Source organism: Azospirillum sp. TSH58, from assembly GCF_003119115.1.
In the GTDB taxonomy this organism is placed as follows: Bacteria; Pseudomonadota; Alphaproteobacteria; order Azospirillales; family Azospirillaceae; genus Azospirillum.
Map to the genome: position 1 here is coordinate 452,980 of NZ_CP022363.1, position 17,657 is coordinate 470,636.

Sequence of the window (17,657 nt, forward strand, 5' to 3'; positions counted from 1 at the left end):
TTCGTCCATCTTGCCCCGCACCCATCGGGCGCCCGCCTCGCCGCTCACGGTGCTGGCCGCGCTGATCCTCGGCGTCTGCGTCATCCAGGTCGCCAACGGCATCCTGCAGATCCTGCTGCCGCTCCGCCTCGCCGAGGCGGCGGCCCCGCCGCTGGTCGTCGGGGCGGTGGCCTCGGCCTATTCGGTCGGCTTCGTGCTGGGCTGCTGGGCGGCGCCCTGGATGATCCGCCGGGTGGGCGGGGTGTGGTCCTTCGCCGCCTTCGGGCTGCTCGCCGCCGCCGCCACGCTGCTGCTCAACCTGCTGCCCGACGCGCGGGCCTGGGTGGGGCTCAGAATGCTGATGGGGGTGTCCTATGTCGGGATGCTCACCGTCGCGGAAAGCGGGCTGGCCGGCCTGTCGCCGCCGGGATCGCGGGGCAGCGTCTTCTCCCTCTACATGATCGCCTGCAAGGTGGCGGTGATCGGCGGCCAGATGCTGCTCGCCAGCCCGGACCTGTCGGCCCTGTGGCTGACCGTCCTGGCGGCCGGCTGCTACGGCCTGTCGCTGGTGCCGGTTGCGGTGATCCGCCCGCCGGCCAGCGCCGCGCCGAAGGGACCGACGCCGTCGCCCTGGCAGTATGTGCGGCGGGCGCCGGTGGCCTTCGCCGGCTGCCTGATGGTCGGGCTGTGCAACACCGCGGTCACCGGCATCGGTCCGGCCTGGCTCGCCGGGCTGGCCCTGCCCGCCGCGGGGGTCGCGCTGATCATGTCGGGCATCCAGGTGGGCAGCGTGGTTCTGCAATGGCCGATCGGGCGGTTTTCCGACCGGCACGACCGGCGGCTGGTGATCTTCGCGGTGTCCGCCGTGGCGACGGTCGCCGCCTTCCTGATCGCCGCCTTCGCCAACCCGCCCGGCGGGGCGGCGCCGCAGACCGTCCTGCTCGGCCTGTTCACCCTGTGGGGCAGCGCCGCCCTGTCGCTCTACGCGATCTGCGTGGCCCACGCCAACGACCATGTGGCGGTGGAGGAGACCGTGCCGCTGGCCAGCGCACTGCTGCTCGCCTGGGCGTTGGGCGCCGCCCTCGGCCCGCTGCTGGCGACGGCGGCCATGGAATGGTTCGGGCACGACGCGCTGTTCGTCTATGTCGGGGTGGTGTCGGGCGGGCTGACCCTGTTCGCCGGCCTGCGCCGTCTCATCAGCGGTCCCTTCCGGGCGGAGCCGTAGGGCTTGGCCGGGGGCTGCCGGGCGGGCTATTGTGGCCCGCCCGGCAGCCCCCTCCCCCACGCTCCATGCCCAGCACCTCCGACACCCCGACCGACGAGCAGTTCCGGGCGATCCAGGCCATCGACGCCTGGTACGCCGACCCCGCGGCCCCCCAGATGTTCTGGCTGGCCGGGGAGGCCGGGACCGGCAAGACCAAGACCACCGTCTTCGCGCTGGACCATCTCCAGGACCGCCGCAACCTGGAGAATTTCGTGGTCGGGGCGCCCACCGGCAAGGCCGCCCAGGTGCTGCGCCGCAAGGGCATCGACCGGGCGGCGACGCTGCATTCGCTGATCTACGCGCCGCGGCAGGACGACGACACCGGCGAGCTGTTCTTCGCCCGCAAGTCGGAGGGCAAGTTCGCCGAGGCCGACCTGATCGTCTGCGACGAGGGCTCGATGGTCGGGGACGACGTGGCGGGCGACCTGCTGCGCTCCGGCAAGAAGATCCTGATGATCGCCGACGACTACCAGCTCCCCCCGGTGACCGGCCAGGGCACGCTGACCCAGGGCGAGCCGGATTTCCGGCTGGTCGAGCCGCACCGCACGGCGCGGGAAAGCCCGGTGATCCGGCTCGCCCATCTGCTGCGCCGGCAGGAGTTGCCGCGCCGCTTCGGCACCGCCGGGAACGCCCATGTCCTGCCGCTGAACCGGGTGACCGAGCCGCTGGCCCTGCGGGTGGACACCCAGACCATCTGCGGCACCCACCGCGTGCGCACCGACTTCACCCGGCGCATCCGCACCCGCCACGGCTTCGACACGGTGATGCCCCAGGCCGGCGAGCGGGTGATCTGCCGCCGCAACGACCGCGAGGAGGGTCTGTTCAACGGCATGATCGGCACGCTGACCCGCCCGGCGGCCGAGGGGCGGGGCCGCCAGGACGGGCTGTGGTCGCTCGGCGTCCATATGGAGGACGAGGTGCGGCCCCGCGGCAAGCTGATGGTCCATCCCTGGATGTTCCAGGCCCACTACAGCGGCGAGACCAAGGCGCCGCGGGTGGAGCGCGACGTGCAGCAGTTCGATTGGGCCTGGATGATCACCTGCCATTCCGCCCAGGGCTCGGAGTTCCCCTCCGTCACCGTGCTCGACGATTCCGCCGCCTTCCGCGAGCACAAGTGGCGCTGGCTCTACACCGCCGTCACCCGCTCGCAGGACGAGCTGTTCCTGCTGCTGCGCAACGCCGATCTCGGCGGGAACTGGCGGATGCCGGATCTCGACGCGTGATGGTGCAGCCCTCTCCCCCCCGGGGAGAGGGAGGGGACCCGCGCCGTAGGCGTGGGGAGGGTGAGGGGGACCGGTGCGCCAAAGGCGCACCGTCAAGGGGCATGCTGCCCCTTGGCAATCCCCTGGCGTGGGCTTGACGCCCACGCTGCCCCCTCACCCTGACCCTCTCCCCGGAGGGGAGAGGGAATTTTAGCCGTGATTACCGGACGGAAGGCTCACGCCGCCGCGGCCACCCGCTCCAGCTTGGCGGGGAGACCCTGGCGCACCGCCGTTCCGGCGATGGGATCGACCCAGACCGAGGCGCCCGGACGGGTCGGGTCGTGCAGGCCCAGGTCGTTGATGTTCACCCCGGCCCCGATCTCCGGCACCACCGGCTGGCTGTGGCCGCCGATGACGTGCGGCCGCGCGCCGAACTCCTTGTGGCCGAAGCCGTGCTCGACGGCGAGCACGCCGCGCATCACGCCGTGCCGGACGATGGCCGTCGCCAGCTCCGACCCGCCCGGCGTGGCGACGCGGATGCGGTCGCCGGTGGCGATGCCCAGCCGCCGCGCGTCCTCCGCGTTGATGCCCACCGGGTTCTCCGGGTGCAGGTGGCGCAGGCGGCTGGCCGCGATGGTGTAGGCGCTGACCAGCACCGATTTCGAGCTGATGAGCTGGAAAGGCCAGTCCTCCGCCCTGTGGACCTGCCGCATCGGCGTGCCGTCGGCGAAGGCCGGGGGCGTCCAGGCGGCGGTGCCGGTCCAGCGCTTGCCGGTGACGCTGCTCTTCGCCGCGCCGACCGCCTCGTTGTAGACCAGCAGCCCGTCCTTGAAGCGGTGGGTGGCCTTGTCGCCCTCGAAGCCTTCGGACTGGTTCTGGTAGCGCCCGCCGCGCGCCAGGATGAAGGCGACCTTGCGCCATTCCTCCTCCTTCAGCACCGCCTGGAGCGCCGGGAGAACGCGGGCGACGCCGGACAGGGCGATGTCCTCGTCCGTGGCGTCGGGCACCGGCTGCTTGCCCAGCCACGCGATGTTGGCGCCGCCGCGCAGGTACCAGTCCTCCGGCCGCTCCAGCGGGTGGGTCCTCCCGTCCATGTCGGCGATGGCGTCCGGGCCGAAGCCGGGCAGGCCCAGCCGCTTCGCCAGTGCGATGAGGAAGGTCTCCATCTGGACGTGCCGGCCCTCCGGCAGCGGTTCCGTTCGGGGCGTCACCACCGGCCAGCGCGCCGTCGAGGTCTTGGTCGGCACGCCCGCCCAGGGGGAGGCCCAGCCCCAGGTCTCGTACAGCACCGTGTCGGGGATGATGTAGTCGGCGAAGGCCGTGGATTCGTTGATGAAGGGATCGATGGCGACGACCAGCGGCAGCGCCTTCGGGTCGCGCAGCGTCGCCTCCACCTGGGCGCGGACGCCGGGGATGCCGTAGACCGGGTTGCTGTTCCACAGGAACAGGGCCTTCAGCGGGTACGGGTAGCCGTCCACCACGCCGCTGGTCAGATATTCGGTGGTGAGCTGCGGGGCGTTCGGATACCAGGGCGCCTTGGCCGGATAGGGCTTGCCCGCCTCCTTCCGCGCCTTGAACTCGCTGGATTTCTCGTAGGGGACGGGGCGGCTGATGGCGGTGCCGGAGGGCTTCACCTGTCCGGGGAAGCTGGCCAGCTTGTAGCGCGGGCCGTCCTGCTCGTCCGGGAAGCGCCCGCCGCCGAAGATGGTGCCGCCCTTCCAGTTGAGATTGCCGATCAGCGTGTTCAGGGTCACCACGCCGAAGGCGTTGTAGAAGCCGTTGCCGGCCATCATGCCGCCGTGGGCATTGGCGGCGGCCTTCTTGCCGTGGCTGGTGAACTCCCGCGCCAGACCGGCGATCACGTCGGCGGGGATGCCACAGGCGTCGGCGTAGCCGGCGAGGTCGAGCCGCATCGCCTGCTCGCGCAGCAGGGTGAGGCTGGTCTTCACCGCCACGTCGCCCGCCGGGGTCGCCACCGTGCCGCCGTGGAACAGCGCGGCCGGTCCCATCAGCACGTCGTGGGCGACCGGCGTGCCGGACGGGTCGAGCACGACGAAGGCGTCCTTGGCGCCGTAGCGCTCCTTCTCGTCCAGCGTCACCCAACCGAGGTCGGAGGCGCGCAGCATCCGCCCGTCGCGCGGGTGGCCCGCCTGCTGGATCACCAGATGGGTGGCGTTGCACCAGCCGGCCTCGCCCGCCGCCTCCGCCGCCGTGCCGTTGGGCTGGGACAGGTAATTGGTGTCGATGCGCCCGTTCTCGAACATCCAGCGCATCATGCCCATGACCAGGGCGCCGTCGGTGCCGGGGCGGATGGGAATCCAGTTGGACCGCTCCGCCGCCGCGCGGTTGTCGGCGTTGGTCAGCACCGGGTCGACGACGACGTAGTTCAGGACGCCGTCCGTCCGCCCCTTGGCGAGCAGCATGGCCTGCCGCTTGAACGGGTTGCCGGCGTTCGACGGAGCGGTGCCGATGAACAGCACGAACTCCGCATTCTGCAGGTCTGGCTTGGCGTGCGGCATCTTCTTGGCGTCGCCGAACACCGCCCCCGATCCGGAGCGGTAGGCGCCGCCGCAGTAGGAGCCATGGCCGACGAAGTTGATCGTGCCCAGCGCCTGGTTGAAGAAGCGCCGCACGAAGGGTTCCCGCCCGTCGTTGACCGACGACAGCAGGGCCACCTGGTTGACCTTCGGCCCCAGCTCGGGCGCGGCCGGGTCGATGGGCGTCTTCAGGTCGCGCAAGCTGCGCAGGCCGGGCACCGGGCCTTCGCCGAACAGGTCGCCGCCCTCGGCGATCTCCTCGATCAGCCGGTCGAAGGCGATGGGTTCCCATTGGCCGGAACCGCGCGGGCCGACGCGCTTCATCGGGGTGGCGACACGGAAGGGCGAGGTCAGCATCTCCAGCGCCGCGTTGCCCCGCCCGCAGGCGGTCGAGCGGCCCTTCAGCCCCTTCTCGTCCAGCCGCGACAGGGACGTGAAGCTCTCCCTGATCGGCGTGCCGTAGGGCAGGAAGGGGTCGGTGGACAGCGGGCTGTAGGGGTTGCCGGCGACCCGCAGCACCTTGTTCTTCTCCACGTCCACCCGGACGCGGACGCCGCACAGGGTGGTGCAGCCGAGGCAGGCGACGTTGGCGACGATCTGGCCCGGCGTCGGGGTGAGGTCGCCGGTCGCCGGATCGACGCGGAATTCGGGGGCCGGGGCGTTGCCGGAGATGGCGTGGTCGGGCGTGTCCCCGGCCCAGGCGCCCTTCACGAGCTTGCGTCCGGTGTCGGAGAAGCCGCCCGCGAAGGCGGCGAGCGCGCCGCCCGCGGCGCTGGTCTTCAGGAGAAGGCGACGGGAAATCGACATGATGGGTGCTCCGTTCACTCGGCGGCGGCCACGGTTCCGGCGGGCGCGTGGGGCGCGCGGGCCGGAGCGGGCGCCGGGCGGCGCGGGGAAGGCAGGATGGCGGTGAGGGCGATCAGCAGGAACAGCCAGAGTCCGGCCGTTCCGACGATCCCCAGCAGCCCCTCCGGACCGGCGGGCAGCGCGTAGTCGTAGAAGCCGGCGCCGGTCTTCGGCACGGTCTGGCCGCCGATGAACACGGTCCAGCGGAACATCCAGGCGCCGTGCAGGGCGATCAGCCCGGTCAGCAGCCCCGTCCCGGCCGGCTTGGCGACGGCGATGGCGAAGGGAATCGCGGTGGCGGCGACGGCCCAGACGGCGGTGACGCGCCACGCCTTCGACCCGGCGACGCTGCCCAGCGCCTCCGCGTGGGTGGCGTCCAGCCCGAACAGGCCCAGCGCCAGCCACAGCGCGCCGACCAGCATGACGCCGCCCAGGACGCCGGCGAGCAGCCGGTTCGCCCGCACCTCCACCGCGCGGTCGTTGCCGGCGGCGAAGCGGTTGAGCAGCAGCACCAGCCCGGCGGCGCCGGCCAGCGCGGTCATCAGGAGCTGCACGGGCAGGAAGGGCGTGTGCCACAGCGGGCGGGCCTTCACCACCGCGACCTCCGCCCCGGTGTAGAGGGCGACCAGCAGCGCGCCCGCCAGGGCGAACAGACCGGCGGCGCGGATCAGCGCGTCGTTGCGCCCGCCGCCCAGCGAGGCCAGCCGGTAGAGCGCGGCGAGGCGGCTGTCCACCCGGCCATGGGCCTGCAACTCCTCGCGGAAGCACGCCCAGCCGTAGACCAGCAGGCCGGTGACGTAGAGGGGGATGAAGATCGACCCCCACCACATCCAGGAGGTCGGACGCAGCACGACGTAGAAGTGCCAGAAGCGGCCGGGCTGGTGGAGGTCCGACAGAAGCGCCACCGGGGCGGCCAGCCCGCAGGTCAGCGCCACCAGCAGGGCGGTGCGGCCCAGCGCGCGCCAGTCCTCCTTGGCGAAGGCATAACCCGGCAGGCTCAGCAGCAGGCCGCCGACCGACAGGCCGATCAGGAAAAAATACTGCACGGCCCAGGGAAGCCACGCGACCTCGCGGGTCACGTTGATGACCTCGACGATGTGGTTGTCCATCACGCGTGCTCCTTTTGGGCGTGGGTCTCGCTGCTGGGCCGCCAGAGCGTCGGCGTGCCGTCGACCTTCCCTTGGAAGCGGGGGTCGAGGCCGAGGTAGAAGACGCGCGGCTGGGTCCCCTGCTCCGGCTTCAGCACCTTGGGGTTCTCCTCGCGGACCAGGGTGGAGACGGCGCTGTCCGGGTCGTTCAGGTCACCGAAAATGCGGGCGCCGCCGACGCAGGTCTCCACGCAGGCGGGCAACAGACCGGCCTCCACGCGGTGGACGCAGAAGGTGCATTTGTCGGCGGTCTGGGTCTCGTGGTTGATGAAGCGCGCGTCGTAGGGGCAGGCCTGGACGCAGTAGGCGCAGCCGACGCAGACAGTGTTGTCCACGACCACGATTCCGTCGCGGCGCTGGAAAGTCGCACCGGTCGGACAGACGGGGATGCAGGGTGGGTCCTCGCAGTGGTTGCACAGGCGCGGCAGCATGTAGCTGCCGGCCTTGCCCTGCTCCGTCACCTCATAGGTGGAGACGATGGTGCGGAAGCTGTTTTCCGGAACGTCGTTCTCCATGATGCAGGCGACCGTGCAGGCTTGGCAGCCCACGCATTTGCGCACGTCCACCACCATCGCCCAGCGGTGCGCCGGATCGCCGTCCCGGCGGAGCGACGCACCATTGGGCGCGGCGGCGGCGGGCATCGTCGCCCCCGTCGCGACGCTCATGGTCGCGGCGCCGATGGTCGCGGCGCCCGCGCCGAGGCAGAAGTTGCGCCTTGATCGGTCCATGGCTGGCCTCTTCGCACCTGACTCCTTCGGCCGCGACGAACCGCGGCCCTACGGTGCGAAGGGTACCGGCCCCCTGTCCCCACTCCCATTGGGGGCATCCCTACACTTCTTAGGGTAAACCCCAGTGACGACATGCCGCAGCGGCCGGTCGGTCAAACGCGATCAGCCCTTGAGAGCGTCGGCGACCGCGCGGGCCACGCCGGCGTGGGTGGCGTCCCGGTCCTTGAAGCTGTCGGCCGTCTCGGTCAGGTAGCTGGCGATCAGCAGCGGCGCCCTCCCCTCCGGCCAGACGATGCCGATGTCGTTGGCCGTGCCGCGCACGCCCGTGCCGGTCTTGTCGCCGACGCGCCAGCCCTTCGGCAGCCCGGCCCGCAAACGCTTGTCGCCGGTCCGGTTGGCGACCATCCAGGCGATGAGCTGCTCGCGCGACGCCGGGGTCAGCGCGTCGCCCAGCATCAGCCGCCCCATGCTGTGGACCATCGCCGCGGGCGTGGTGGTGTCGCGCGGATCGCCGGGAATGGCGCTGTTCAGCGACGGCTCGTTGCGGTCCAGCCGGGTCTTCCGGTCGCCCAGCGTGCGCAGGAAGGCGGTCAGCCCGGCGGGGTCGCCCACCGCCGGCAGCAGCAGGTTCGCCGCCACGTTGTCGCTGAGCGTCATCGTCGCCTCGCACAGCTCGGCCACCGTCGGGGGCGGGCCGTCGAGGCGGGTTTCGGCGAAGGGGGCGTAGGGGACCATGTCCGCCTTGGTCACCCGAATGCGCCGGTCCAGCCGCTCCCGCCCCTCATCCACCTGTTTCAGGATGGCGCCAGCCAAAAGAAATTTGAAGGTGCTGCACATCGGGAACCGCTCGTCCGCGCGATGGCCGAAGCGCTGCCCGGTGCCGGTGTCGAGCACCGCCACGCCGAGCCGCCCGCCGCTGCGCGTCTCCAGCGCGGCGATCGCGTCGGCCAGCCGCTTATCCCCGAATGTCCTGGGTTTCTCCGCCTTCACGCCGGTTGCCGCCAGCAGCGTCATGCCGCCCGTCGCGGCCAGGAAAGCCCGCCGTCCGATCATCGTGTCCTCGTGTCATGCCGTGTCGATGGACGGACGATAAAAAGCTCCCGGCGTCGGAACAAACGATGATAGTTTTCACAAGCCACAAGAAAAACTAATGGCTCACCATGGCCCGTCCGCAGCTTCCGCTCAACGCGCTGCGCGCCTTCGAGGCGTCGGCCCGCCATCTCAGCTTCACCCGCGCCGGTTTGGAGCTGTGCGTCAGCCAGGCGGCGGTCAGCCAGCAGATCCGCACGCTGGAGGCGCGGCTGGGCGTCACCCTGTTCCGCCGCCTGCCGCGCGGCCTCGCCCTGACCGACGAGGGGGCGGCGCTGGTGCCGGTGCTGATGGACGCCTTCGAGCGGATCGGCGCGACGCTCGACCGCTTCGCCGACGGGCGCTATCACGAGGTGCTGACGGTCGGGGTGGTGGGGACCTTCGCCACGGGCTGGCTGCTGCCGCGCCTGCCGGCCTTCACCGCGGCGAACCCGGCGGTCGATCTGCGCATCCTGACCAACAACAACCGGGTCGATCTGGCCGGCGAGGGGCTGGATGTCGCCATCCGCTTCGGCGACGGCTCCTGGCACGGGGTGGAGGCGGTGCCGCTGCTCGACGCGCCGCTGACCCCGCTTTGCGCCCCGGCGCTGGCGCAACGGCTGTCCTGTCCGGCGGACCTCGCGCGGGAGGTGCTGCTGCGCTCCTACCGGGTCGAGGAATGGCAGCGCTGGTTCGCGCTGGCCGGGGTGCCCTGCCCGGCCATCCGCGGTCCGGTCTTCGATTCCTCGCCCACCATCGCCGCCGCCGCCGCGATGGGCGCCGGGGTGGCGCTGCTGCCCGCGCGGCTGTTCGGGCATGATCTGGCCACCGACCGGCTGGTCCGCCCCTTCGCCATCGAGGTGCCGGCGGGCCGCTACTGGCTGACCCGCCTGCATTCCCGCCCCGAGACGGCGGCGATGCAGAGCTTCCGCCACTGGATCACCGCCGCCGTCCGCATGGACGATTAGATCAAGGTGTCAGGCCGGCGTTGGGGCCTGCTCCGGCAGGACGCCGGCTTGTTTCAGCTCTCGCCAGAAATCCGCCGGGATCGGCTGCTTCATCAATGCGACATTCTCATGCACGCGCGGCGGGTTCTTGGTGCCCGGAATGACCGAGGCGACGACCGGGTGCGCCGCGCAGAATTGCAGCGCCGCCGCCCGCAGGTCCACGCCGTGCCGCTTGGCGATCTCGGCCAGACGGTCGCGCGCCGCCACCTTGTCCGGCGGAGCCTCCTGGTACTCGAAATTCTTGCCCCCGGCGATCAGGCCGGAGTTGTAGGGGCCGCCGACCACGACATGGACGCCGCGCTCCTGGCAGCGCGGGAACAGCGTGTCCAGCGCCGGCTGGTTCAGCAGGCTGTAGCGTCCGGCCAGCAGGAAGACGTCCGGGTCGGCCCGCTCCAGCGCCATCACGCAGGGCTCCACCCGGTTGACGCCAAGCCCCCAGCCACGGATCACGCCCTCCTCGCGGAGCTTGGTCAGCGCCACGGCGGCGCCCTTCATGGCGGTGTCGAACACCTCCAGCCAGCGGTCGCCGTGGGCGTCCTCCGCGCAGTCGTGGATGTAGGCGATGTCGATGCGGGCCATGCCCAGCCGTTGCAGGCTGTCCTCGATGGAGCGGCGCACCCCGTCGGCGGTGTAGTCGTAGTCCACCCGGAAGGGCAGTCCCTTCACGAAGGGGCCGTGCTGGCCACCCTTGCCGGCATCGGCGCGCAGCAGGCGCCCGACCTTGGTCGACAGGACGAAGTCGTCGCGCGGACGGTTGCGCAGGACATGGCCGAACCGGTGCTCCGAAATGCCGGGGCCGTATTCCGGCGCCGTGTCGAAATAGCGGATGCCGGCGTCCCAGGCGGCGGCCAGCGTGGCTTCCGCCACGTCGTCCGGCACCTCCTCGAACATGTTGCCGAGCGGAGCGCCACCAAATCCGATGGGTCCGGGCGGAGCGAAATGCTGGCTGTCCGGCATGATCGACCTCTCGTTGTTCCATGCGTGCGCGGGAAGTCCAGTCTGCGCCCTGACGGCGCGACTCTCAACATCGGCCCTCAACATCGGGATGGCCGCGGTGTTCCCATTCGCAACCAGCCGGCGCCGGCGTGGCAATTTGCGACGCGGATGGGAGCGCGTTGGCAAATTGCAACGGTTGGGAAGGAACAACCGCGCGGCCCGCTCGGGAATTTTGCTGGGTGGAACAGCAATTGCGCGGGGATTGGGAGTTGGCCCGGTTTTTGAGAATGATTTGATCCGACGCGGGCGACCGACGCCGAACAATAAATACCCCCAGGCAGGACATCCCATCATGACCACCTCCCTTCGCGCCTTCGCCAACTTGCGCACCGCAACCAAGGTCTACACCGGCTTCGGGGTCACGCTGGCCCTGCTGGTCACGTTGGGAGCGGTCTCCTGGAGCGGCCTTCGATCCAGCGACGCCGCGCTGCACAGCTATGCGGCGCAATCCGACGTCACGCTGACGCTGGGGGAAGCCGACACCGCCCTGTCCGACGCGCTGGGGGCCGCGGAGGAGTTTCTCGTCTCCGGGGCGGAGGGTGCGGCCAACCGCTTCCGCACCACCACCACGGACTTCCGCCGTCATCTGGACAAGGCGGCCCCCGGCATCGGCGATTCGGCTGACCGCCAAGCGGTGGACGAGATTCGCGGGCTGGAGCGGGATTTCCTGACCGGTTTCGACCGGCTGGTGGCCCTGCGCACCGAACGGGACGGCATCGTCGCGGAGGTCGTGAACAAGCTGGGCGCCGACATCCGCCGGACGCTGAGCGAGCTGGTGACAGCCGAACGGCAGACCGGCAATCTGGACCGCACCGTCCAGGCCGCGGGGGTCAGCGAGCAGTTTCTGCTGGTGCGCGTGCTCGTCGCCCGCTTCGTGACCGAGACGAAGCCCGAGGATCTGCTCCGCATCCGCCAGGATCTGGCGGCGGTGGCCGCCGACGTCGAGGGCGAAGCCAAGGGCTGGACCGACTCCCCGGGTGCCGCGAAGCGCACGGAGGTGCTCGCCAAGCTGCCGCGCTACACCGCGGGCATCGAGCGCATCGCCGCCATCGCCGAGGAGATGGCGCGCGTCAACTCCGACACCATGACCCGCGCCGGTGCCCAGATCAACGGGAAGATCGGGGCGATCCGCCAGCATTCCACCGAGATCCTGAAGGGGCTGGAGCGCAGCGCCGCCACCGCGGTGGCCGCCGCCGAGCGGCAGGGAGCCGCGGTGACCGCCGCCGCCGTGGCGCTGGGTCTGCTGCTGGCCTGGATGATCTCGCGGGCGATCACCCGTCCGCTCGGCGTCATCACCGGGGCGATGGGCCGGCTGGCCGAAGGCGACCGCACGGTGCAGGTGGACGAGGGCTGGCGGAAGGACGAGATCGGGGCGCTGGCCCGCGCGCTCCAGGTCTTCAAGTCGAACGCCGAGGAGATGGAGCGCATGCGCAAGGCGCAGGAGGACGCCGAGCGCCAGGCCGCCGAGCAGCGCCGCGCCACCATGATGCGCATGGCCGACACCTTCGAGGCGACCGTCCAGGGCATCGTCGAGGCGGTGGCGAGCGCCGCCGGCGGCATGCACAACGCCGCCAGCACCCTGTCCGGCACCGCGGCGGACGCCAGCGAGCGCTCGCTCCTCGTCGCCTCCGCCTCCGAGGAGGCCTCGGCCAACGTGCAGACCGTCGCCAGCGCGACGGAGGAACTGTCGGCCTCCATCTCCGAGATCGGCCAGCAGGTGGAGATCTCCACCCGCATCGCCGGGCAGGCGGTGACCGACGCGGAAGGCGCCGACCGCACCATGCGCGCCCTGGTCACCGCCGCCGAGCAGATCGGGCAGGTGGTGGAGATCATCAGCGGCATCGCCGCCCAGACCAACCTGCTGGCGCTGAACGCGACCATCGAGGCGGCGCGGGCCGGTGAAGCCGGCAAGGGCTTCGCCGTGGTGGCGGGCGAGGTGAAGGCGCTCGCCAACCAGACCGCCAGGGCGACCGACGAGATCCAGTCGAAGGTTCAGGAGATCCAGCAGACCACCGGCGGCGCGCAGAAGGCCATCGGCAGCATCGGCCAGACCATCGGCCGGATGAGCGAGATCGCCACCACCATCGCCGCCGCCATCGAGGAGCAGGCCGCCGCGACCCGCGAGATCGCCAGCAGCGTCTCCCAGGCCGCCCAGGGGACGGAGGAGGTGTCGCGCAACATCGCCGGCGTCAGCACGGCGGTGTCGGAGACCGGCGACGCCGCCAGCCGCGTCCACGGCACGTCGGAGGAACTGGCCGTCGAGGCGGAGCGCCTGCGCAGCGAAGTGCGCAGTTTCATCGCCACCGTCCGGGCCGCCTGACCCGGCGGGACGAGGGATCGCCGCTTGTCCCGGTTCCCGCCGGCCGGATTGGTGTTAGGCTGAACCGAGGCGCCTGAACGTCGGGCGCCTCGGGTGTGCGGCCGGGATGGTCGGTCATGGTGGAAAGGGTTTCCCTGAGGACCGCCTCCGGCTTCGTCCGGCGCTTCGCCGGGCTGGCCGGGGGCTACTGGTCGGGACGGGACCGCTGGTCGGTGCGGCTGCTGGCGGCGGCCCTGCTGGCCCTGACGGTGGCGCAGGTGTCCGTCCCGGTGATGATGAACCTGTGGAGCCAGCGCCTGTTCGACGCGCTGGAGCAGCGGGCGATGGACCTCTTGCCGGTCATGGCCGCGACGGCCGGCGGCATCCTTCTGTTCAACATCGCCGTCTCGGTGACGCATCTGTGGGTGAAGCGGCGCCTCCAGTTCGGCTGGCGGGCGTGGCTGACCCGTCGGCTGATCGGCGATTGGGTGTCGGACGGGCGGGAACAGGCCCTCCCCTCCCTCCCCGGCGACCACGACAATCCGGACGGGCGCATCGCCGAGGACGTCCGCATCGTCACCGAACTCGCCATCGATCTGGGCCATTCGCTGACCTACTGCCTGCTGCTGCTGGTCAGTTTCGCCAGCATCCTGTGGCGGCTTTCCGGCGTCGTGGAGATCACGGTCGGAGGGACGAGCGTCCCGGTCCCCGGCCATCTGCTCCTCCTCGCCCTGGCCTTTTCCGCCGCCGGGACCGCCGCCGCCATCGCCGTCGCCCGGCCGCTGGTCCGCGCGGCGGAGCGGCGGCAGGGGCTGGAGGCCGATTTCCGCTTCGGGCTGGCGCGGGTTCGGGAGAACGCGTCGGTCATCGCCCGGCAGCATGGCGAGGCCGTGGAGCGCGGCCGCATGGCCCTGCTGTTCGGCGGGGTGCGCCGCGGCTGGGAACGGCAGACCGGCGCGCTGGTCCGCGTGATGGCCTTCGGCGCGTCCTATTCGGTGCTGTCGGCGGTCTTTCCCATCCTGGTGGTGGCACCGCGCTACGCCGCGGGGGTTATCACGCTGGGGATGATGATGCAGACCGCGCAGGCCTTCCAGCAGGCCGTCGCGGCGCTGTCCTGGCCCATCGACAATCTGGCGACCGTCGCCCAGTGGAAGGCGTCGGTGGAGCGGGTGCTGGGCCTGAAGGAGGCGCTGGACGGGATCACCCCCTTGCCCCCGGTCAAGGCGAACGCGCGCGATTTTCTGTCCGATGGCGGCACCACCGCGCGGAAACGGTGACGAGGCCCGGCACTTTCCGTTTGACCTCAACTTAGCTTGAGGTTCTATCCTGCCGCCGCACGCCGAAACCTTGGGAGGGACCGGGCCGAATGCACCGCGAGATACGGCTCCTGCTGCGCCGCTGGAAAATCACTCTGCTGAAGAAACACGAAAACCGCCGCCGCCTTGCCATGTTCAGGCCCATCCTGCCCGGCGCCAACCTGAAGGACCGGCTGATCGCCTGCTGCGGCGCCATGATCGGCCTCGCCGCGACAGGGCTGCTCTGCCACAACCTGCTGACCCACATCACCAGCGCGCCGGCCCTGGTGGCGCCCATGGGGGCGTCGGCGGTCCTGCTGTTCGCGGTGCCGGCCAGCCCGCTCGCCCAGCCCTGGTCGATCATCGGCGGCAACACCTTGTCGGCGCTGGTCGGGGTGATGGTGGCGGCGCTGATCCCCGATCCCATGCTGGCCGGCGGCGTGGCGGTGGCGCTGGCCATCGCAACCATGTCGATGACGCGCTGCCTGCACCCGCCGGGCGGCGCCGCCGCGCTGACCGCGGTGATCGGCGGACCGGCGGTCGCCGCGTCAGGGATGCAGTTCGTGTTCTATCCGGTGGCCGTCAATTCCATCCTGCTGGTGCTGGCGGGCTGGACGTTCCATCGCTTCTCCGGCCATTCCTACCCGCACCGGGCGCCGCCCAAGCCGGCCAACAGCCACGGCACCGCCGACCCGCCCGCCCGTGCGCGCTCCGGCCTGACCGCCAACGACCTGGACGAGGCGATCCGCGATTTGGGGGAAGCGCTGGACGTCAACCGCGACGACCTGAGCGCCCTTCTGGAGAAGGCCGAGCTTCACGCCATGGAGCGCATGCACGGCGGGATCACCTGCGGCGACATCATGGCCCGCGACGTGGTGACGGTGAGCGCGGAGGCCCATCCGGAGGTGGCCCGCGCCCGCCTGATCGAGCACGCCTTCCGCACCCTCCCCGTGGTGGACCGGCGCAACGTGGTGGTCGGTCTGGTCGGGCACCAGCATCTGGTCGGGGATGCCGCGACGGTGGCCGCGGTGATGGCCGCGCCGGTGACCGCCGGCCCGGAAACCCCGGCCTTCCGCCTGCTTGGTCCGCTGTCGGACGGGGGCACGCACGAGGTCGCCATCGTGGATGGGAACGGCGGGCTTCTGGGGGTGGTCACCCAGACGGACCTGCTGCTGGTGATGGCCCGCACGACCTTGTTGCAGTCGTTGGACAGCGCCCGGACGCCGGCCGCGCTGGTGGCGTCGGCAAGCCGCTGAGCCGCAGCGGAAGCCACGGCTCCGCGAGAAAATTTTCTCGCGGAGCCGGCTCTTTCACTCCCCTCCCCTGCCCTGCCCGGCGTTGAGGATCGCGTCGATGTCGTCGCGGATGGCGCGGAGCGTCTCCCGGTCGATGTCCGCCAGGGCCAGTCCCTGTTCGCGGACGGCGGCGACGGTCTGGCGCGCCCCGAACACCGCCTTGGCCAGCGGCTTCGGCAGGGCGCTGCCGGTCGGAACCGCGTTGCTGCGGGGCTTTGCCGCCGTGGGCGCCGAAGCCTCCTCGTCGGCGGAGCGCCGGGTCATCTCCGTGACCAGCGCGTCCCAGCCGCGCAGCTGTTCGCCATCCCCTTTCAGCCGGGCGATCTCCACCAGCCGGTAGCGCGCCGGGCGGTGCAGCGGATACTCGTCGCGGATGCGCTGCGGCAGGCGGCTGATGAGGAGCGCGCGGGAAATGTCCACCCGGTCCTTGCCGACGATCCGTCCGACATCCTCCTGCCGGTAGCCGTGGCGCTCCATCAGCCGGGCGTAGGCGTCGCCCTCCTCGAAGGGGGACAGGTCGGCGCGCACGACATTCTCGATCAGCGCCAGCTCGTCCGACGCGCCGGTGACGGTCACGGCGTAGATGGTCGGATGGCCGAGCGCCCGCACCGCGCGGAAGCGCCGCTCCCCGAAGACGAGCTGGAAGCGCCCGTCGCCCAACTGCTGCACGCCGACCGGCTGGGCCAGCCCGTGCTGCGCGATGGAGGATTTCAACGCCTCCATGTCCGCCTCGTCGAAGTGGCGGCGCGGCTGGTCGGGGTTGGTGACGATGCGGCCGACGTCGATCTCCACGACGACCGGGCCACGGCGGTTGAAGCCCTGCCCGTCCTCGCGGGCCTGGCGCTCCGCCGCCGCGGTGGTCAGCACGCCGGTGTTCGTCCGGGCCAGTTTACGCGACATGGGCCATCACCTCCGGCATGCGGGCACGTTCCTGGATCAGCGCGTCGGCGACGGCCTGATAGACCTCGTAGCCCGGCGCGTCCGGCACCGCCTCCAGCGCGGCGCGCCCGGCGGCCACCGCCTGGGCGTAGACGGTCGCCCGCGGGATCGGGCCGAAGACGCGCAGCTTCGCGCCGAACAGGTTGCGGATGTCGTCCAGCGACGCCTGGTCCTGGGTCAGCCGCGCGTTGAACATCGTCGGCAGGATGCCCAGCACGCTGACCCCCGGATTGGCCCGGCGGCGGATCATGTCCAGGTTCTCCAGCAGGAACTCCACGCCCGCGACGCTCAGCATTTCCGTCTGGCAGGGAATGGCGACGGTGTTGGCGGCGGTCAGCGCGTTGCGCGCCAGCATGCCGAAATGCGGCGGGGTGTCGACGAAGATGAAATCGTAGCTCTGCCGCGCCCCGCCATCCAGGCATTCGCGCAGCGCGCAATCCCCCGACGACTGGCTTTGCAGCTCCGCCTCCGCGTCGCCCAGCCGCATCCCGCTGGGGATGACGTCGAGCCCGCTGTCGGTGGTCACGATGTAGTCGCCGAGGTCGAAACCTTTCCCCCGCGATTTCAGTGCCTCCACCGACGCCTTCAGGGCGTAGTAGAGGGTTTTCTCCTCGCGCTCGCGCTCGATGGAATTGATGCCGAGATGGATGGTGGCGTTGGCCTGCGGGTCCGCGTCGATCAGCAGCACCTTGAAGTGCCGGGCGAGCAGGGTGGCCGTGTTGACGGTGAAGGCGGTCTTGCCGACACCGCCCTTGCGGTTGGCCGCAGCACAGATCAGCGCCGGGCCATGCTGCGTCACCGTCCCGATCTTCTCCTGCAGCAGCAGGGAGATGACCGGGGCGGGGATCTTCTCGCTGCCGTTCTCCCAGCGCGAGATCTTCGCCTTGTCGTATTTCCGGCCGAGTTTTTCGTTCAGCCAAGCCGCGAAATCCGGCTGGTTCAGCGTCCGGCCTTCCCGGAACGCCTTGATGTCCTCGCCGCGCATGGTTCAATCCCCTGCCTTGCCCCGAGGCCACTTTTGCGCGGCGGTTGAGCCCGGTCAAGCCGGAATGTT

At 71.0% G+C, this 17,657-nt stretch carries 13 protein-coding genes; 6 read left to right on the top strand and 7 right to left on the bottom strand.

Annotated elements, in window-relative coordinates:
* The first annotated feature begins 10 nt into the window (after window positions 1-10).
* Window positions 11-1,204: an MFS transporter gene (locus TSH58p_RS01910; protein ID WP_109068807.1), complete on the top strand. Its 1,194-nt coding sequence runs from the start codon at window positions 11-13 to the stop codon at window positions 1,202-1,204.
* Between the two features lie 65 nt (window positions 1,205-1,269).
* Window positions 1,270-2,466, top strand: a complete 1,197-nt coding sequence (locus TSH58p_RS01915; protein ID WP_109068806.1) for an ATP-dependent RecD-like DNA helicase — start codon at window positions 1,270-1,272, stop codon at window positions 2,464-2,466.
* Between the two features lie 215 nt (window positions 2,467-2,681).
* Here the strand turns inward: TSH58p_RS01915 and TSH58p_RS01920 are convergent, their stop codons facing one another.
* From TSH58p_RS01920 to bla, 4 genes are all read right to left on the bottom strand, one after another.
* On the bottom strand, window positions 2,682-5,789 hold the full coding sequence (locus tag TSH58p_RS01920) for a molybdopterin dinucleotide binding domain-containing protein (protein ID WP_109068805.1): 3,108 nt from the start codon (window positions 5,787-5,789) through the stop codon (window positions 2,682-2,684).
* Window positions 5,790-5,803: 14 nt separating this feature from the next.
* Entirely contained in the window at window positions 5,804-6,937 is a 1,134-nt protein-coding gene (nrfD, locus tag TSH58p_RS01925) for an NrfD/PsrC family molybdoenzyme membrane anchor subunit (protein WP_109068804.1), read from the bottom strand.
* Complete coding sequence (gene dsrO / locus TSH58p_RS01930; protein ID WP_109068803.1) at window positions 6,937-7,704, bottom strand: sulfate reduction electron transfer complex DsrMKJOP subunit DsrO; 768 nt, start codon at window positions 7,702-7,704, stop codon at window positions 6,937-6,939. Before dsrO ends, nrfD begins: the two co-directional genes overlap by 1 nt.
* Before the next feature lie 162 nt (window positions 7,705-7,866).
* Window positions 7,867-8,757, bottom strand: coding sequence for a class A beta-lactamase (bla, locus tag TSH58p_RS01935; RefSeq protein ID WP_109068802.1), 891 nt, complete (start codon window positions 8,755-8,757; stop codon window positions 7,867-7,869).
* Window positions 8,758-8,864: 107 nt separating this feature from the next.
* Between bla and TSH58p_RS01940 the strand changes: the two genes are divergently transcribed.
* On the top strand, window positions 8,865-9,740 hold the full coding sequence (locus TSH58p_RS01940; RefSeq protein WP_109068801.1) for a LysR family transcriptional regulator: 876 nt from the start codon (window positions 8,865-8,867) through the stop codon (window positions 9,738-9,740).
* Between the two features lie 9 nt (window positions 9,741-9,749).
* Here TSH58p_RS01940 and TSH58p_RS01945 read toward each other — a convergent pair whose 3' ends face one another.
* On the bottom strand, window positions 9,750-10,736 hold the full coding sequence (locus tag TSH58p_RS01945) for an aldo/keto reductase (RefSeq protein ID WP_109068800.1): 987 nt from the start codon (window positions 10,734-10,736) through the stop codon (window positions 9,750-9,752).
* A 331-nt stretch (window positions 10,737-11,067) separates the two neighbouring features.
* On the opposite strand from TSH58p_RS01945, the gene TSH58p_RS01950 reads away from it, so the two are divergent.
* The 3 genes from TSH58p_RS01950 (at window position 11,068) to TSH58p_RS01960 (ending at window position 15,625) form a co-directional block, all read left to right on the top strand.
* The gene (locus TSH58p_RS01950; protein WP_109068799.1) at window positions 11,068-13,095 is read left to right on the top strand and encodes a methyl-accepting chemotaxis protein; all 2,028 of its coding nucleotides are present in this window, start codon (window positions 11,068-11,070) and stop codon (window positions 13,093-13,095) included.
* Window positions 13,096-13,211: 116 nt separating this feature from the next.
* On the top strand, window positions 13,212-14,351 hold the full coding sequence (locus tag TSH58p_RS01955; protein ID WP_109068798.1) for an SbmA/BacA-like family transporter: 1,140 nt from the start codon (window positions 13,212-13,214) through the stop codon (window positions 14,349-14,351).
* Window positions 14,352-14,521: 170 nt separating this feature from the next.
* Complete coding sequence (locus TSH58p_RS01960) at window positions 14,522-15,625, top strand: HPP family protein (protein ID WP_204165710.1); 1,104 nt, start codon at window positions 14,522-14,524, stop codon at window positions 15,623-15,625.
* 54 nt (window positions 15,626-15,679) lie between these two features.
* Here TSH58p_RS01960 and TSH58p_RS01965 read toward each other — a convergent pair whose 3' ends face one another.
* Both TSH58p_RS01965 and TSH58p_RS01970 read right to left on the bottom strand, forming a co-directional pair.
* On the bottom strand, window positions 15,680-16,564 hold the full coding sequence (locus tag TSH58p_RS01965; protein ID WP_109068796.1) for a ParB/RepB/Spo0J family partition protein: 885 nt from the start codon (window positions 16,562-16,564) through the stop codon (window positions 15,680-15,682).
* Window positions 16,554-17,588, bottom strand: coding sequence for an AAA family ATPase (locus tag TSH58p_RS01970; RefSeq protein ID WP_094303587.1), 1,035 nt, complete (start codon window positions 17,586-17,588; stop codon window positions 16,554-16,556). The genes TSH58p_RS01965 and TSH58p_RS01970 overlap by 11 nt, the downstream gene beginning before the upstream one ends.
* Between the last annotated feature and the right edge of the window lie 69 nt (window positions 17,589-17,657).

Bases quoted from the DNA above. Each gene is read 5' to 3' on its own strand.
- nrfD (WP_109068804.1), bottom strand. From the start codon at position 6,937: ATGGACAACCACATCGTCGAGGTCATCAACGTGACCCGCGAGGTCGCG.
- TSH58p_RS01950 (WP_109068799.1), top strand. From the start codon at position 11,068: ATGACCACCTCCCTTCGCGCCTTCGCCAACTTGCGCACCGCAACCAAG.
- TSH58p_RS01965 (WP_109068796.1), bottom strand. From the start codon at position 16,564: ATGTCGCGTAAACTGGCCCGGACGAACACCGGCGTGCTGACCACCGCG.
- TSH58p_RS01940 (WP_109068801.1), top strand. From the start codon at position 8,865: ATGGCCCGTCCGCAGCTTCCGCTCAACGCGCTGCGCGCCTTCGAGGCG.
- TSH58p_RS01945 (WP_109068800.1), bottom strand. From the start codon at position 10,736: ATGCCGGACAGCCAGCATTTCGCTCCGCCCGGACCCATCGGATTTGGT.
- bla (WP_109068802.1), bottom strand. From the start codon at position 8,757: ATGATCGGACGGCGGGCTTTCCTGGCCGCGACGGGCGGCATGACGCTG.
- TSH58p_RS01920 (WP_109068805.1), bottom strand. From the start codon at position 5,789: ATGTCGATTTCCCGTCGCCTTCTCCTGAAGACCAGCGCCGCGGGCGGC.
- TSH58p_RS01915 (WP_109068806.1), top strand. From the start codon at position 1,270: ATGCCCAGCACCTCCGACACCCCGACCGACGAGCAGTTCCGGGCGATC.
- TSH58p_RS01970 (WP_094303587.1), bottom strand. From the start codon at position 17,588: ATGCGCGGCGAGGACATCAAGGCGTTCCGGGAAGGCCGGACGCTGAAC.
- TSH58p_RS01960 (WP_204165710.1), top strand. From the start codon at position 14,522: ATGTTCAGGCCCATCCTGCCCGGCGCCAACCTGAAGGACCGGCTGATC.
- TSH58p_RS01955 (WP_109068798.1), top strand. From the start codon at position 13,212: ATGGTGGAAAGGGTTTCCCTGAGGACCGCCTCCGGCTTCGTCCGGCGC.
- dsrO (WP_109068803.1), bottom strand. From the start codon at position 7,704: ATGGACCGATCAAGGCGCAACTTCTGCCTCGGCGCGGGCGCCGCGACC.